This window comes from Streptomyces sp. NPDC058289 (genome assembly GCF_042880975.1).
GTDB lineage: Bacteria > Actinomycetota > Actinomycetes > Streptomycetales > Streptomycetaceae > Streptomyces > Streptomyces stoeckheimensis.
The window spans coordinates 20,958-35,588 of sequence record NZ_JBHVYI010000042.1 but is presented as its reverse complement, the minus strand read 5'-3'; the positions used below and the strand labels follow the sequence as shown (position 1 = coordinate 35,588).

The following is a 14,631-nucleotide window of genomic DNA, read 5'->3' as shown; positions in this document are numbered from 1 at the left end:
AGTACCCCCGGCCCCGGCCGGGACCCCTCATACGGTCCGTACAACGAAGTACGGCACTCCGACACAACGCCCGCCACGTCCCCGACCAGGGGTGGCGGGCGTTGTGGCGTGTGGGGGAGGTTCAGGCTTCGGGTGTGAACTCGTACTGGAGCTCGTACAGATGACCTGCCTTCACCATCACGGTGACCTCGAGTGGCTGTCCCGCCGCGCTGTACACGGTACGGAGGGTGCGCAGGACGGGCAGGTCGCCGGGCAGGCGCAGCGCGGTGTACTGCTCCTGTGTCGCGACCCGGGCGGAGAGCCGGTCCACGCTGCGGTGGGGCGGGAAGCCGAGCCCTGTCAGTAGGGTCGGAGTGCCACCCCGGATTCGGCGGGGTTCCGCGAGGGCGGTGCCGCGCGCGAGGTCCGGCGGATAGTACGAGCTCACCAGCTCGGAGGGTTCGCCGTCGATGGTGATCAGCTGGCGCCTGCACACGGCCGGACTGCCCTCAGGGAGTCCGAGCGCGGCAGCGACATCGCCGACGACGGGCACCTCTTCCACCGCCAGTAGCGTGCTGTGAGCTGCGCGGGCCGGTTCTGACGCTTCCGCGAGCCACGGGTAGGCCGCCCCGTCCACGGCCGGCGTGAGGGAGCCGGCCGGGCGAACGGTCCGTTGCCGGGTGGGCCGTACAGTCACTGCCGCGCCCGCACGGCCCAGAGCGAGCCCCTCGTCCTTGAGGAGCTGGACGGCCTTCTGGATGGTGGCGTTGGAGGCGTCGAACCGGGATTTCAGCCGCGAGGTCGAAGGAAGCTTCGATCCGGGTGCGAGGTCGCCGCTCATGATCTCGTCCCGCAGATCGGCGGCGATGCGGGCGTGGAGCGGTCGGGGGTCGGGGCCTGCGGATTCGGAACTGGACAGGGTCATGCGACCTCGATGTCGATTTCGTACCGCAACTGCTGTCGTCCGGCAGGCATGACCATCACGTCGGCCTGGATCGGTCGGCCCGCCGAGTCATAGGTGGTCCGGGCGAGTTGGAGGACCGGCTCGACCGGCCCGAGGTTCAGATGCTCCCGCTCCTCAGGGCCGGGCATCCGGGCCGTCACGTTCTCGACGGCCCGCACGCCGATGTGTCCGAGCCCGGCCAGCAGGGTCACTGCGCCGCCTCGGATCTTCGCCGTGCCGGCCAGAGGGGTGCCTGTGGCGATGTCGGCAGGGTAATAGGTGTCGGTCAATTCGGTTGGCTCGCCGTCGAGTTCGATGATCCGGCGGCGGACGATGGTGGCCTCCCCGGTAGCGAGGCCTAGCATCCGGGCGACTTCGGCCGGGGTGTCGGCCTCACCGGCGTGCAGGACGCGCTGTGCGCCGCGTCGGCCCGCAGCCTCGGCCTCGGCGGTCCAGGCGTCGGATTCCCCGTCGGCGCGAGGGGTCAGGTACGGCATCGACGTGCTGGTCCATCCGCTGCCGCTCACGCTGCCTCCTGAGTGTCCGTCGCTCTCTGCCGGTGCCCACGTTAAGCGACGCCTCCGTCCTATCCCAGCCTGCGAACCTTGCTGCTTTTCGCGAATAGCGATACGTTCTGTATGGCCTTGGAAGCTCAGCGTTAAGGCGGTGGGGTGCTATGTCCTTGTCCCGTCAACAGCGGTTCCCTCGGGCCCGTGCCTCGGTGCGCGCGGCCCGCCAGTTCGTCGGTGACACGCTTGGCGATTGGGGCGTGTGCGAGCGGCGGGACGACATACGGCTCTGCGTGTCCGAGCTCGCCACGAATGCCGTTCTGCACGGGGTCCCGCTGGGGCGGGAGTTCTCCGTGCGGCTGGAGCGGGAGGGCGGGATCGTGACGATCGAGGTGCGCGACAGCGGCCCGGGTTCCCCCGTCGTGCAGCAGCCCGGCCTCGGTGCCCTGAGCGGCCGGGGGCTGTGGTTGGTGGTCGAGCTTGCGGACGAGTTCCAGATCCGTGATGAACGGGTGGGCAAGACGATCCTGGCCGGGTTCAAGCTGGCCTCGGCATGAGGTGAGTGACTGTGACACAACGCCCGCCACGTCCCCGACCAGGGGTGGCGGGCGTTGTGGCGTTTCGGGGCGGTTGCCTTCGGCGTGGGGGGCGGTGTGCCGAGCTGCGGGGAGGGTGGGGGCGGGTTATCAAGGGGGGTGAAGGCGAGCCCGGCTGGTGTGGGGGTCGTCGCCCCCACGGTTGAGGAGTGCGTCTCGTGGAGTTCGAGGTCAATGGCGTCCCGTGCGCGGTGGACGTGGACGGTGATCCGGCCGCCGTGGAGGTGGTGCGGGAGCAGTTGGGGCTGACCGGGACCAAGCTGGTCTGCGCCGGCGGGGTGTGCGGGGCGTGCACGATCCAGGTCGACGGTGAGCCGCGGGTGGCGTGTCTGACGCCGGCGGCCCGGCTCGGCGGGCGGCGGGTGACCACGGTGGAGGGGCTGGCCGGTCACCCGGTCGGGCGTGCCTTCGCCGGTGAGGACGCCCTCCAGTGCGGTTACTGCACGCCCGGGTTCGTGGTCGAGGCGGCCGCGTTCTTCGAGCGGTGGCGGGCCGCGCACGGGCGGAGCAGGCCGGGGCGGGAGGAGATCGCGGAGGCGCTGGCGGGCCACCTGTGCCGGTGCGGCGCCTATGAGGGGATCTTCAGTGCCGTGGCCGCCGCCTGCGCGGGCGACTACGACGGGGAGGTGCCGGCCCCGCCGCGGGCCGAGGCCCCCGAGAAGGTCGACGGGTCGGCCCGGTACACCACCGATCAGCGGCCCGAGGGGCTGCTCGAGGGAGTGATCATCCGGTCGCCGCACGCGCACGCCCACGTACGGTCCCTGGAGGCCGGGGATCTGCCGCTGGTGCCGTTGCTGCCCCCCGACGGGGTGGTGCGGTACGTCGGGCAGCCGGTGGCGGCGGTCGCGGCGCCGGACCGGGCCTCCGCGCGGGCGGCCGCCGAGCGGGTCACCGTGGAGTACGAGGTGCTGCCGGCCGCCCTCGACGTGGGCCGGGCGCGGGCCGGCGAGGGGCCGCTGGTCTACGAGGACAAGGCGTCGCGGAAGCTGGCGCCCGGGTCGGGCGAGGCTCCTCAGTTGACTCCCGCCCGCTGGCGCGGCAACCGGCGGGGCCCGTCCGCCATGAGCAAGCGGCCCGCCACGGCCGTGCGCCGGATCACGGAGGCCCGCAAGAACAGCCCCGAGCGGGTGGTCGAGGGCCTGTTCACCACCGCCGCCCAGACCCACACCCCGCTCGAACCGCACGCCTGCCTGGCCCGCTGGGACGAGGGCACCCTCCACCTGGAGGTGTCCACGCAGTCGGTCATGCAGGTGGCCGTACTCGCCTCCGAGCGCTTCGGCGTGCCCCTCGACCGGGTGGTGGCCCGGGCCGTCCACGTGGGCGGCGGCTTCGGCTGCAAGATGGGGCTGACCTCCGACGTGGTCGCCGCGGTGGAGCTGGCCCGGCTGCACGGCGCCCCGGTGCGGGTGGTGCTGGACCGGGACGAGGAGCTCACCGACGGCGGGTACCGGCCCGGCACCCGGATCCGGCTGGCGATGGCCGCGGACGCCGCGGGGGAGCTGAGCGCGCTGGCCATGGACGTGGACACCGACGGCGGGGTCTCGGTGGGCGGCACCGTCGCGGCGCTGGCCCGGTTCATGTACGGCAAGGCCCCGCGCCGGCTCCGCGACTTCGACACGGTCACCCACCGGCCGCCGGGCGCGCCCTTCCGCGGCCCGGGCGGACCCACGATGTGCTGGGCCCTGGAGCAGGCCGTCGACGAGATGGCCCACCGGCTCGGCCAGGACCCCATCGCGCTGCGCCGCCGCTGGGACGGGAACCCGAAGCGCCACGCGCTGTACGACCTGGCCGCGGCGCTCCCGGCCTGGTCGGGGACCCGCGGCGGCACCGGACGCTTCCGCCGGGGCGTCGGCGTGGCCGCGGCCAACTGGCTGTACTTCCTCGACCCCGTCACCGAGGTCGAGCTCACCGTCGAGGACGGGATCGTGGTCGCCCGCTGCGCCGTGCAGGACATGGGCACGGGCTCGCGCACCGTCCTGCGCCGGGCCGTCGCCGAAGGGCTCGGCGTGCCGGAGGAGAGGGTGCGTGCCGAGGTCGGGCACAGCGCCACCGTGCACGGGCCCACCTCCGGCGGCAGCCGCACCACGCCGTCGATCGTGCCCGCCGCCATGGACGCCGCCGAACGGCTGCGCGACGCGCTCGGCGCCGATGACGGCGACGTGGCCTCCCGGTTGGGCCTTGCGAACGGAGTGCGGGTCACCGGCCGCCGCCACCGCGACCGCCGGGGCTTCGTCACCCCCCTCAACCTGACCATGGGAGGCGTGGCGATCGGCCGCGGCTTCACCGGATCGGTGCAGGTCGCCGAGGTGGAGGTGGACACCCGGCTCGGCCGGATCCGGCCGCTGCGGGTGTGGAGCGGCATCGCCGCCGGCCGCATCCACGAGGAGCGCCTCGCCCGCAGCCAGTGCGAGGGCGCCGTCGTCCAGGGCGTCGGCTACGCCCTGTTCGAGGAGCGGCGCACCGACCCGGCCACGGGCCGGGTGCTGACCGACAACCTGGAGGACTACCGCATCCCCGGCATCGGAGACACCCCCGAGATCACCGTCCACTTCCATCAGGAGGGCTTCGCACACGTCCCCGGCGGCGGAGTCGGCCTCGGGGAGATCGCCACCCTGCCCACCGCGGCCTGCTTGGCCAACGCGGTCCACGATGCGACCGGCTGGCGCCCGTACGACATGCCCATCCGCCCCGACCGGCTCCTGGAAGGACTGGCCACGTGAGCACCGAGCCCATCCTCACCGACCTCTCGGCCGCCGTCCTGGCGCGTGGCGGGGAGCTGCGCGCCGGCGGCACCGACACCACCGCCCGGCAGCGCTCCGGCATCGCCCCGGGACCGTTCACCGACCTCGACGGCGCAGGCCGCCTGCGCGGCTGTACGCCGCTGCCCGGCGGCGGGCTGCGGATCGGCGCCCTGACCACGCTCGCCGCGCTGACCACCGATCCGCGGGTCCGCTCCGGCTGGCCCGCCGTGGCGGTGTCGGCCGGGACCGCGGCGACCCCGCAGATTCGCGCCGCAGGCACCCTGGGCGGCAACCTGCTCCAGCGCAACCGCTGCTGGTACTACCGCAATCCGCACTTCAGCTGCCTCCAGAAGGGCGGCTCCGGCTGCCCCGCGCGAGAGGGCGACCACCACTTCGGAGTGGTCAGCGGCGCCGGCCCGTGCGTCGCCCCGCACCCGTCGACCCTCGCGATGGCCCTGCTCACCTACGACGCCCGGGCCGAGATCCACGGCGAATCACAGCGCACGGTGGCCGAGTTGTACGGGGACGGCGACCGGCTCCACCAGGCCGACCACCTGCTGGCGCCGGACCGCATCCTCACCGCGGTCCTGCTGCCGCCGCCCCTGCCCGGCGAACGGGCCGCCTGCCACCGGGCCACCAGTCGCGCCCACGGCGAATGGCCCCTGGTCGAGGCCACCGCCCGGCTCGCGCTCGACGGCGCGACCGTCACGCACGCCGCCGTCGCGGCGGGCGGGGTGGCGCGGGTTCCGCTGCGGCTGCCGGAGGTGGAGGCCGCCCTGATCGGCCGGGAGGCCACCCCCGAGGTCCTCGCGGCCGCGGCCGCGACGGTGCTCGCCCGCTGCCGGCCGCTGCCCCAGACCGGATACAAGACCACGCTGTTCCGCGACACCGTGCTGGAGGTACTGGAGCGGGCCGCCGCCCCCACTGGTTAGCATCCCGCCGGCCGTAGGGCCAGGACCCGGCCCTACGGCTGCCGCGCCCGCGCCGCGGCCCGGTAGACGGTCGGCGTGGAGCCCGTGCGGCGGACCAGGTGGGCGCGGAGGGAGTCGGCCGTCCCGAGGCCGCTGCGCGCGGCGACCTGGTCCATCGGGAGCGTGGTCGTCTCCAGGATCTCGCGGGCGCGGTGCAGGCGCTGGTGCAGGAGCCACTGCAGGGGGCTGAGACCCGTTTCCGAACGGAAGCGGCGCGTCAGGGTGCGCACGCTCAGGCCCGCGTGCCGGGCCAGGTCGGCCAGAGCGGTCGGCTCGTGCAGGCGGGCCAGGGCCCAGGCGCGGGTCGCGGCGAGGGAGGTGCCGCGGTCGGCCGGGAGCGGGGTCTCGATGAACTGGGCCTGGCCGCCCGGCCGTACGGGGGCCGCGACCACCAGGCGGGCGGTGCCGTTCGCGACGGCGGCTCCGTAGTCGCAGCGCACCATGTGCAGGCACAGGTCGATCCCCGCGGAGAGCCCCGCCGAGGTCAGCACCCCGTCGTCCTCGACGAACAGCACGCCCGGCACGAGGTCGACCGCGGGGAAGCGCTTCCTGAACTCCTCCGACATGCTCCAGAAGGTCGTGGCGCGGCGGGAGTCGAGGAGACCGGCCTGGGCGAGGACGAACGCGCCCGTGCAGATGGACGCGATGCGCCGGCCCTGCGCGGCCGCGGCCCGCAAGGCGTCCAGTACGCGCGGGTCGGCGCTGACCCGGGCGCCCGTCCCCGTCACCATCACCGTGTCGGCCCGCTCGATGGCCTCCAGGCCGTGGCGCACGACGATGTCGATGCCGATCGCCGCGGCGACGACGCCGGGGGTGGGCGTGCAGACCGTCACCTCGTAGGCCGGGTCCTCCCCGATCCGCGTCGCGCCGAAGACCACCTCCGGGATCGACAGGTCGAAGGTGGTCACCGGGGGCACCGCGATGACCGTCACCCGGTGCGGGCGGTGGGTCGGCGGACCGGAAGCAGGACCGGAAGCAGGACCGGGTGCAGGAGGAGTCGTCATGGCTCGAATCTCCGGACGGCTGGCATTCGGGCCACTACTGTACGGCGCCGCACCGAGCGAGGGTTGATCCACCGCATGAACAACTCAGGCCTTCAGCAGGGGAGTACAGCCATGTCCGTGCACGTCGTCACCGGCGCCGGCCCGATCGGCACCGCCACCGCCCGCTTGCTCGCCGCGTCCGGCGAACCGGTCCGTGTCATCACCCGCAGCGGCGGCGGGCCCGAGCATCCGCTCGTCGAGCGGGTCGCCGCCGACATCACCGACGCCGACCGCCTCACCGAGCTGCTCCGGGGTGCACGCACCCTCTACAACGCGGCCGCTCCCGCCTATCAGGACTGGCGCACCGCCTTCCCGCCGCTGGCCGCCTCCCTGCTCACCGCCGCCGAGCGGACCGGCACGGACTACGTGATGCTGGGGAACCTCTACGGGTACGGACCCGCGGAAGGGCCCCTGACCCCCGGTCTGCCCCTGCGGCCGACCTCGGACAAGGGGCGGGTGCGCGCCGCGATGTGGAGGAGGCGCTGGCCGCCCACGAGGCCGGGCGCGTGCGCGTCGCCGAGGTCCGGGCCAGCGATTTCCTCGGCGAAGGGGCGCTCTCCCTGTTCACCTGGACGGTCGTCCCCGCCGTGCTCGCGGGCACGGAGGCGCTGCTCCCGGTCGGCCTCGACGAGGCGCACGCCTGGTCCTACGTGGGCGATGTGGCCCGCACCCTCGTCGCCGTCGGCGGCCGGGAGGACGGCTGGGGCCGCGCCTGGCACGTGCCGTCCACCTCGGAGCTGTCCGTCCGGGCCCTGGCCGGCCGGCTCGCCGAAGCCGCCGGTGCACCGGACCCGCGGCTGCGGCGGATGACGCCCGGAGAGCTGGCCGAGCAGGTCGCCGGGGACGCCGTGACGGCCGAGATCCCGGAGATGGCGTACCTGTACGACGGGTCGCTGCGCCTCGACGCCTCCGAGACCGAGACCGTGCTCGGCGTACGGGCCGCCGCGCTGGACCTCGTCCTCAAGGAGCTGGCGGAGAGCGGGAGCTGATGCCCCCGGCCGGCCCTACCCGCGAGTATTGACTATTAGTCAATTCAGGCCCACGCTCGACGCGAGCCGTCGTGTCGTCTTTGGTGTGGGAGGTCGTCCCGTGCGTACAGATGAGGAAATGGGCCGTTTGGGCGGGGAGTTGGGGGGCGCCCGGCCTCCCGCGTCGTTCGAGGAGCTGGACGCGAGGGAGCTCGCGCGGCTCGCCGAGGCGCTCAAAGCGGAGCGTGCGCGCCAGGCCGAAGGCCTGAACCAGGCCGCCGAGGAGGCGCTGGGGCTGGTCCCCGCCCTCGCCCGCGGGGCCGTGCGCAAGGTGCTGTTCCGGTGAGCCGCGCCGAAGTGGAGAAGATCGCCCGGCTGGTGGGCTCGGACGCCGGGGAGCTCGGCTTCCTGCGCGGGCTGCCGGACGAGGACGTACGGGCGTTTCGCGAGCAGGTCAGCGGCGTACTGAACGACGGCGCACCCGAGATGCTCGACCGGATCGCCGCCGCGACCAAGCTGGTGCCGGCCGGAGTGGCGGCCGCCATCTCGCAGAAGGCGCTCGGTCCCCGGCTCGCCGCCGGGGTGGCCGGCCGGCTGGAGGCGGGCCGGGCCGCCGCCATCATCGAGAAGCTGCCCGTCTCCTTCACCGCCGAGGCCTGCGGACACCTGGACCCCCGGAAGATCTCCGGGATCGTCGACCGGCTCGACGAGGGGCTCGTCGTACGCATCGCCACCACCCTCGCCGAGAATCGCGACCACCTCACCATGGGCCGGTTCGTCGGTCACATGCGGGACCAGGTGCTCCGCCGGATCCTGGACCAGGTGGACGACGCGGCGGTGCTGCGCGCCGGCTTCTACGTCGACCAGCCCGAGCGGCTGCCCCGGATCCTGGAGCTCATGGGCGACGACCGCCTCGGCGCGGTCGTACGGGCCGCTGCCGCCGAGGGGCTCTGGGAGGAGGCCCTCGGAGTCGCCGCGATGGTCGGCGGCGACCAGCGGCTGCGGATCGCCGAGCTCACGGCCCGCCTCGACGCGGTCGAGCTCGACTCGCTCGTACGGGTCACGCACGCAGAGGGGCTGTGGGAGTCCCTGCTCCCGCTCGTGGCGCTGCTCGGCGAGGAGGACCGGCTCGCGGTGGCCCGGCTGGACTCCCTGCGGGACCCGCTCGTGCTGGCCGGGGTGGTACGGGCCGTCGTGGCGACCGCACTGTGGGGCGCGTTCCTCCCGCTGGTCGGCGTACTGCCCGAGGAGGCGCGCAAAATGGTGGCCGATGCGGCCGCCGGGCTGGGCGACGCGGAGCTCGACGGGCTCGTGCGCGAGGTCGACGAGCAGGACCTGTGGGAGCTGGTGCTGCCGCTCGTCGAGCTGATGGAGGAGTCGGGGAAGGAACGGATCTTCGCCCTGCCCGCCTTCCAGGACCAGCCGGAGTAGGGCGGGGACCGGCGGGCCCGGCCGCCGCTAATGGCTGAGCATCGCGAGGAGCGCGCGGCGCGGCAGCAGGCGTGCGGCCAGGACGAAGAGGGAGTTCGCCCGCCCCGGGACGACGGTGGGGCGGGTGCGGCGGTCCAGGGCGCGCAGGGCGGTGCGGACCACCGTCCGCGGGCTCTGGACCAGGGCCGCCGGGGCGTCCTGATGGTGCGCCGACCCGGATCCGCCGGAGGTCGGACCGGGGCAGAGGGCCATGACCCGGACTCCGAGGGGGCGTTGCTCGTGCCAGAGGGCCTCGGAGAAGGCGGTCACGAAGGCCTTGCCGGCGCTGTAGACGGCGAGGCCTGGGGCCGGCGCGTGGCCGAGGGTGGAGGAGACGTTGATGAGCGCGTCTCCGCGGCGGGCCCCGGAGAGGAAGGCGTGCGCCAGGGTGACGACGGCGTCGCAGCCCAGGTGCAGGGATGCGAGCGCGTCCTCGGGGCCGGTCCGGGTGAAGGGGCCGTGGTGGGCGGCGCCGGCGTTGTTGACCAGCAGGTTGACGGGCCGTCGGACCAGCTCGGCGGCGACCAGCCGCTGCCCTTCGGGGGTCGAGAGGTCGGCGACCAGGTAGCGGTGGCCGGGACCGAGGTCCTCGACGAGGGCGCGCAGCCGGTTCTCCCCCCGGGCCACGGCGGTCACGGTCCAGCCGGCCGAGGCGAGTTCGCGGGCGAAGGCCCGGCCGATGCCCGAACTGGCCCCGGTGACCAGGGCCGCGCGGGAGGTCACTTCTCGGCCCCGGGCACCGTGCCGGGCGACAGCAGGAAGGAGACCTTCTCCATGACCGCCTGACGCTGGGTGTTCTGGAAGGCGGCGATCCGCCACCGCCCGTCGCCCTCGCGGGTCAGCGCGTACGTCTGGACCTTCGACAGTTCCTCCGGCCGCCCGCCCGTGTAGGTGTCGCCGCGGCTGGTGACGACGGCCGCGTCGGGGCCGAGGAAACGGATGCCCAGGATCGAGTCGGCTAGCTGCGTCCCCTTGACGAAGCCGCCGAAGAGGGCCCGGTGGGCTTCGGTGATGTCGGCGCGGCCCTGGTAGTGGGTGCCGACGTAGGTCGTGTACGTGGCGTCCTGCGTGAAGAGGGCTCCGTACGCGTCGGCGTCGGCGGCGCCCCAGGCCGCGGTGAGCGAGGACAGCACCGCGCAGACGGCGTCGCGGTCGCCGGAGCCGGTGCCGGTGCCCGTGGCGGTGACGGCCGTGCAGGCGGCGGAGCCGGTGACCTTGACCTCAGAGGTGGCGTCGACCCACAGGTAGCCGCCGCCGGCCGTGAGGCCCAGGGCGAGTGCAGCGGCGATCAGGGCCCGCTTGAGGGTGCGCCGGCGTCGACGGGGTGACGCGGGTGGGGTGGCGGGGGCGCCGGCTCCGGGGTGCGAGGCGGCGGCGAGGTCGGTGGCGGGGGCGGTGGTCATGCGGGCTCTCCGTGACGTCGTCGGGTCGGGGGTGTGCGCGGGGCGGCGGCTGCCCACGTCAGCGCTCGGCGGCCGGGACGAGACCCGGGGCGAACCGGTAGGAGACGGCTTCCATCAGGGGCTTGCGCCGGGTGTTCTGGAAGGCGGCGACCCGCCACTGGCCGTCGCTCTCGCGGATCAGCGTGTAGGTCTGGATCTTGCTGAGCTTCGTCGGGCGCTTGCCCTTGTAGGTGTCCCCGCGGCCGTTCACCACGGCCACGTCGGGCCCGTAGAAGCGGACGTCGAGGATCTCGTCCGCCAGCCGGGTGCCTTTGAGGAAGCCGGCGAAGAGGGTGCGGTGGCTGTCCACGATGTCGCGGCGGCCCCGGTAGAAGGTGCCGACGTAGGTGATGTACGTGGCGTCCTCGGTGAAGAGCTCGCCGTACGCCTCGGCGTCGTGGCGCTCCCAGGCGGCGACGAGCCGGTCGAGCACGGCCCGGACGGAGGCCGGGGCGGAGGCGATGGACTCGCTGGTGGGCTGCTGCATGACGGACCACTCCCCAATTGGCTAGACTGAGGCAGATACTGAGCAAACGCAGTATCTGCATGCGTGCAGATATAAAGGTAGGAGGCGATCCCGAGAATGGCAACAGGTGGCGGCGGCCCGGACGCGCACACGATCTTCCGGCAGTACCTGGACGCCGTCGGGCTCCAGGGCCTGGCCAGCGCCGAGGCGGCCGGACTCCACACCTCCGAGTGGTACGCGCTCAGTCTCATCACCCTGGAAGGGGGGCTGTCCTCCGGCGAGCTCGCCACCCGCACCGGGTTGACGACGGGCGCGACGACCCGGCTCATCGACCGCCTCGAACGGGCCGGTTACGCCCGCAGGGCCGCCGATCCGGGGGACCGGCGCCGGGTCATCGTGGAGCCCGTGGCAGACGCGCTGGACCGCATCGAGGGCGTGGTCGGACCGGCCCGCAGGCACGTCGCGGCAGTGATCGGCTCCTACACCCCGGAGCAGCAGGCCCTGCTCTTCGACTACTTCGCCCGCGCCGCGCCCGCGTTCCGCGCGGCCACGGAGGAGATCCGCGGCGCCACCGCGCCCCGCCGGAGCAAGGCGCGCCCGGCAGCGGAGTAGGGGAGCGGGGGAGCGAGGGGGGTCGGCCGCGGTGCCGTGCGGCCGTCCCGTCAACAGGTGACCGCGGGCTCTCGTGCCTCTGCGTCAACCCCCGGGCCTTCTGGTAACAGTGGGTCACATGCTCCCCTCCCACATGCTGTTGAGCTGCCTGCTGGGCGCCGCGCTGCTCGCCCCCGTCCCCCTCGGGGCCGCCGACGGTCACACCGGCACCGGCGCCGACGGTCGCACCGTCGAGTACCGCGGGCTGCGCCTCACCGTCCCCGCCGACTGGCGGGTCGTCGACCTCGACCGCAACCCCGACGCCTGCCTGCGCCTCGACCTGCCCACCCTCTACCTCGGGCACGCCGGCGCCCAGGGCGAATGCGGAGCCGCCCGCGCCGCGGCCCCCCGCTCCGACACCCTGCACCTGGAGCCGCTCGACGGTGCCCCGCCGCGCGCCGACATCCCCACCGTCGGAGGCGACGAGGGCGACCCCCTGCCCAAGGTCCGGGGCGACAGCAACGAGATCCGCTACGCCCTGCGCCGCGCCGGGGTGATGGCCACCGTCTCCTACGGGTCCACACCCGAGGCCGTCCGCACGGTCCTGACCCGGGCCCGCGCCCTCGCGCCCCCGGCCGCCCCCGGCCCGGTCCCCGTCGATCCGGTCGGCGTGGTCGGCGGGGGTTCCCGTACCACCGTCCAGACGCCCTTCACCGGCGAGGGCTTCGACGCCTGCACGGCCCCCACCCAGCGCACCATGAACGCCTGGCGGGCCGACTCGCCCTTCGGCGCCGTCGGCGTCTACATCGGCGGCCGCGCCCGCGCCTGCGCGCAGCCGCAGCTCACCGCAGGCTGGGTGAGCCGGCAGGCCGAGGCGGGCTGGCACCTGATGCCGATCTGGGTGGGCCCCCAGCCCTGGAACAGCTCCTCCACGGGGCTCTCCACCGACCCCTCCGAGGCCAACGAACAGGGCCGGGCCGAGGCCGAGGGCGCGGCCCACGCGGCCGCGGCGCTGGGCATGGCCGAGGGCACGGTCCTCTACAACGACCTGGAGAACTACACGGACCGGGCCACCTGGGACGCCCCGGTCGTCGCCTACCTCACGGCCTGGACGGCCCGGCTGCACGAACTGGGCTACGGGGCCGCCGCCTACGTCTCGGCGAGCTCCGGGGCCAAGGCGCTGAGCGCCCACTACGCGCAGGCCCCGGACGCCATGCCCGACGTGCTGTGGGTGGCCCGCTGGAACGGGTCGGCCTCGGTCACCGACGCCGACCTGGGCCTGCCCGCCGGGACCGACCAGTGGACGGGGGGCCGCCGCGCGCACCAGTTCCGGGGAGACCACGACGCCACGTACGGAGACGTGACGCTCAACATCGACCGGAGCTGGCTGGACGTCGGCGCGCAGACTCCTGCCAAGGCCCCGAAGGCCCCGAAGGCCCCGAAGGTCCCGGGCAAGGCCAAGAAGGCTCCCGCCAAGTCCCCGGCCAAGTCCCCCGCCAAGTCCCCGGCCAAGGTGCCCGCGAAGGCGCCCGCCAAGACGCCGGCGGTCATCCCGGCGAGGACCCCGGCCAGGGTCTAGCTCAGCCCGCCGCAGGCTCCTCGCGGGCCGGCTCGTCGTCATTGCCCCGGCGCAGGGTGCGCAGTCCGTGCTCCGGGGTCCACGAGCGGACCACCAGGTCGTCGCCCTCGACCCCGACGTGGACCACCTCGGTCAGCTCGGCGCGGAACAGGTCGAAGGGGTGCGGGGTGTCGTTCTCCTCGGCCTCCTCCGCGTACCGGTGGAGCTCGGGCTGTTCCACGATCTCCACCGCGCGCCCGGCGATCCGTACGTCCCCGTCGGGCATGGTCTCGCCCGCCCCCGGGTTGGTGTGCAGGGCGAAGCGCCCGTCGCGCCGCAGGTCCTTCCCCTTCATGGAACCGGGCATCATGCCCAGCCAGAGCTCACCGCCGCGGATCTCGACGTTCAGTCCGGTCGCGCGCGGGGAGCCGTCCTTGCGCAGGGTCGCCAGGACGTGGTGCGGGAACTGAGCGAAGCGGGCCTGGACGGCCGCCGCGAATTCCGGTTCCGCCTTTTCGAATACGGCCCAATTGTTCGTCGTCATACCTCCATCAAAGCGCGAGGTACTCACACCCGCCGCTCAGGCGCGCACGATTCCCGCCGCCCGGGCCGCCGCCAGCCACACGGGGAACTCCCCGACGAGCCGGTCGTACAGCTCCGAGTCCGCGACGGTCCGTGGGTCGAGTCCGGCATGGAAGTAGCCCGAGTTGTCCACCGCCCGCTTTTGCGGGACGGGCAGTGCGTCCAGCCGCCGTAGGAAGTCGAACTGCGAACTGCGGGTGTTGCCGAAACCGACGAACTGCCAGAAGAGCGGCAGCCGGGCCGCCTTGCACAGGTACTTCTCGGCGGCGAGCTTGTTGATCGGGCCACCGTCGGTCTGGAAGACCACGAGCGCGGGGACGGTGGACCCCGAGTCCAGGTAGTGGTCGATCACCGCGTCCATCGCCGCGTGGTAGGCCGTCTTGCCCATGTGGCCGAGGCCGGCGACGATCGCGGTGACCCGCCCCTCGTGGCCGGCCAGTGAGATCTCCTCGACCGCGTCGACCTCGGTGGAGAAGAACACGACCGGCACGCGGGCGTCGTCGTCCAGGTGCGCGGAGAGCCCCAGCACCCGGTCGGCGAGGGCCTGCACGCTGCCGTCGTCGTAGTACGGGCGCATCGAGCCGGAGTAGTCGAGGACGAGGTAGACCGCGGCGCGTCCGCCCTCCAGGCCGTGTTTGCGGAGCGAGACCCCGGCACTCTTGTAGAGGCTGACCAGCGCCGGAGCGGTCTCTTCGATCTTCCGGAGGTCCATCGCGCTGCCCGTCATGGGGCCGAGCGTACGACAGCCCGCGGACCCCGCGCCCCCGGTGGC

General features: G+C 73.9%; 16 protein-coding genes and 1 pseudogene. 9 read left to right on the top strand and 8 right to left on the bottom strand.

From position 1 onward, the window contains the following. Positions 1–121: 121 nt before the first annotated feature. Positions 122–904, bottom strand: a complete 783-nt coding sequence (locus tag ACFVX6_RS22035) for a GntR family transcriptional regulator (RefSeq protein ID WP_389693900.1) — start codon at positions 902–904, stop codon at positions 122–124. Next, positions 901–1,449, bottom strand: coding sequence for a GntR family transcriptional regulator (locus ACFVX6_RS22030; RefSeq protein WP_389693898.1), 549 nt, complete (start codon positions 1,447–1,449; stop codon positions 901–903). Before ACFVX6_RS22030 ends, ACFVX6_RS22035 begins: the two co-directional genes overlap by 4 nt. 149 nt (positions 1,450–1,598) lie before the next feature. Here ACFVX6_RS22030 and ACFVX6_RS22025 point away from each other — a divergent pair, with 149 nt between their 5' ends. The 3 genes from ACFVX6_RS22025 to ACFVX6_RS22015 all read left to right on the top strand — a co-directional run bounded on the left by ACFVX6_RS22025 (position 1,599) and on the right by ACFVX6_RS22015 (position 5,700). Beyond that, complete coding sequence (locus ACFVX6_RS22025; protein WP_389693896.1) at positions 1,599–1,988, top strand: ATP-binding protein; 390 nt, start codon at positions 1,599–1,601, stop codon at positions 1,986–1,988. A gap of 188 nt (positions 1,989–2,176) precedes the next feature. After that, the gene (locus tag ACFVX6_RS22020; RefSeq protein WP_389693894.1) at positions 2,177–4,747 is read left to right on the top strand and encodes a molybdopterin-dependent oxidoreductase; all 2,571 of its coding nucleotides are present in this window, start codon (positions 2,177–2,179) and stop codon (positions 4,745–4,747) included. Beyond that, on the top strand, positions 4,744–5,700 hold the full coding sequence (locus ACFVX6_RS22015) for an FAD binding domain-containing protein (RefSeq protein ID WP_389693892.1): 957 nt from the start codon (positions 4,744–4,746) through the stop codon (positions 5,698–5,700). The genes ACFVX6_RS22020 and ACFVX6_RS22015 overlap by 4 nt, the downstream gene beginning before the upstream one ends. Before the next feature lie 32 nt (positions 5,701–5,732). On the opposite strand, the gene ACFVX6_RS22010 is transcribed toward ACFVX6_RS22015, so the two are convergent. Then, entirely contained in the window at positions 5,733–6,743 is a 1,011-nt protein-coding gene (locus ACFVX6_RS22010; protein WP_389693890.1) for a GlxA family transcriptional regulator, read from the bottom strand. A gap of 75 nt (positions 6,744–6,818) precedes the next feature. Here ACFVX6_RS22010 and ACFVX6_RS22005 point away from each other — a divergent pair. From ACFVX6_RS22005 to ACFVX6_RS21990, 4 genes and pseudogenes are all read left to right on the top strand, one after another. Beyond that, positions 6,819–7,037 (top strand): annotated as a pseudogene (locus ACFVX6_RS22005) (hypothetical protein); the annotation flags it as partial. A 215-nt stretch (positions 7,038–7,252) separates the two neighbouring features. Continuing rightward, a complete protein-coding gene (locus tag ACFVX6_RS22000) occupies positions 7,253–7,771 on the top strand; it encodes a hypothetical protein (RefSeq protein WP_389693956.1) in 519 nt (172 codons plus the stop codon). A 100-nt stretch (positions 7,772–7,871) separates the two neighbouring features. Continuing rightward, the gene (locus ACFVX6_RS21995) at positions 7,872–8,096 is read left to right on the top strand and encodes a hypothetical protein (RefSeq protein WP_389693888.1); all 225 of its coding nucleotides are present in this window, start codon (positions 7,872–7,874) and stop codon (positions 8,094–8,096) included. Then, positions 8,093–9,181 (top strand): hypothetical protein, encoded by a 1,089-nt coding sequence (locus ACFVX6_RS21990; protein ID WP_389693886.1) that lies wholly within the window; start codon positions 8,093–8,095, stop codon positions 9,179–9,181. Before ACFVX6_RS21995 ends, ACFVX6_RS21990 begins: the two co-directional genes overlap by 4 nt. A 27-nt stretch (positions 9,182–9,208) precedes the next feature. Here ACFVX6_RS21990 and ACFVX6_RS21985 read toward each other — a convergent pair whose 3' ends face one another. From ACFVX6_RS21985 to ACFVX6_RS21975, 3 genes are read right to left on the bottom strand one after another with little or no spacing between them, the layout of a single operon-like run. Next, entirely contained in the window at positions 9,209–9,943 is a 735-nt protein-coding gene (locus tag ACFVX6_RS21985) for an SDR family NAD(P)-dependent oxidoreductase (RefSeq protein WP_389693884.1), read from the bottom strand. After that, positions 9,940–10,623: an SgcJ/EcaC family oxidoreductase gene (locus tag ACFVX6_RS21980; protein ID WP_389693882.1), complete on the bottom strand. Its 684-nt coding sequence runs from the start codon at positions 10,621–10,623 to the stop codon at positions 9,940–9,942. The genes ACFVX6_RS21985 and ACFVX6_RS21980 overlap by 4 nt, the downstream gene beginning before the upstream one ends. Before the next feature lie 58 nt (positions 10,624–10,681). Next, entirely contained in the window at positions 10,682–11,149 is a 468-nt protein-coding gene (locus tag ACFVX6_RS21975) for an SgcJ/EcaC family oxidoreductase (protein ID WP_389693880.1), read from the bottom strand. Positions 11,150–11,245: 96 nt separating this feature from the next. Between ACFVX6_RS21975 and ACFVX6_RS21970 the strand changes: the two genes are divergently transcribed. Together ACFVX6_RS21970 and ACFVX6_RS21965 are read left to right on the top strand one after the other, a co-directional pair. Continuing rightward, positions 11,246–11,740, top strand: a complete 495-nt coding sequence (locus tag ACFVX6_RS21970; protein WP_389693878.1) for a MarR family winged helix-turn-helix transcriptional regulator — start codon at positions 11,246–11,248, stop codon at positions 11,738–11,740. Between the two features lie 118 nt (positions 11,741–11,858). After that, positions 11,859–13,298, top strand: a complete 1,440-nt coding sequence (locus tag ACFVX6_RS21965; protein WP_389693876.1) for a DUF1906 domain-containing protein — start codon at positions 11,859–11,861, stop codon at positions 13,296–13,298. A gap of 1 nt (position 13,299) precedes the next feature. On the opposite strand, the gene ACFVX6_RS21960 is transcribed toward ACFVX6_RS21965, so the two are convergent. Beyond that, entirely contained in the window at positions 13,300–13,821 is a 522-nt protein-coding gene (locus ACFVX6_RS21960) for a pyridoxamine 5'-phosphate oxidase family protein (RefSeq protein ID WP_389693874.1), read from the bottom strand. 36 nt (positions 13,822–13,857) lie between these two features. After that, positions 13,858–14,586, bottom strand: a complete 729-nt coding sequence (locus tag ACFVX6_RS21955) for a VWA domain-containing protein (RefSeq protein ID WP_389693872.1) — start codon at positions 14,584–14,586, stop codon at positions 13,858–13,860. Between the last annotated feature and the right edge of the window lie 45 nt (positions 14,587–14,631).

Excerpts from the sequence above, each read along its gene's own strand:
- ACFVX6_RS21975 (WP_389693880.1), bottom strand. The coding sequence starts at position 11,149 with ATGCAGCAGCCCACCAGCGAGTCCATCGCCTCCGCCCCGGCCTCCGTC.
- ACFVX6_RS21965 (WP_389693876.1), top strand. The coding sequence starts at position 11,859 with ATGCTCCCCTCCCACATGCTGTTGAGCTGCCTGCTGGGCGCCGCGCTG.
- ACFVX6_RS21960 (WP_389693874.1), bottom strand. The coding sequence starts at position 13,821 with ATGACGACGAACAATTGGGCCGTATTCGAAAAGGCGGAACCGGAATTC.
- ACFVX6_RS22035 (WP_389693900.1), bottom strand. The coding sequence starts at position 904 with ATGACCCTGTCCAGTTCCGAATCCGCAGGCCCCGACCCCCGACCGCTC.
- ACFVX6_RS21970 (WP_389693878.1), top strand. The coding sequence starts at position 11,246 with ATGGCAACAGGTGGCGGCGGCCCGGACGCGCACACGATCTTCCGGCAG.
- ACFVX6_RS22010 (WP_389693890.1), bottom strand. The coding sequence starts at position 6,743 with ATGACGACTCCTCCTGCACCCGGTCCTGCTTCCGGTCCTGCTTCCGGT.
- ACFVX6_RS22025 (WP_389693896.1), top strand. The coding sequence starts at position 1,599 with ATGTCCTTGTCCCGTCAACAGCGGTTCCCTCGGGCCCGTGCCTCGGTG.
- ACFVX6_RS21980 (WP_389693882.1), bottom strand. The coding sequence starts at position 10,623 with ATGACCACCGCCCCCGCCACCGACCTCGCCGCCGCCTCGCACCCCGGA.
- ACFVX6_RS21955 (WP_389693872.1), bottom strand. The coding sequence starts at position 14,586 with ATGACGGGCAGCGCGATGGACCTCCGGAAGATCGAAGAGACCGCTCCG.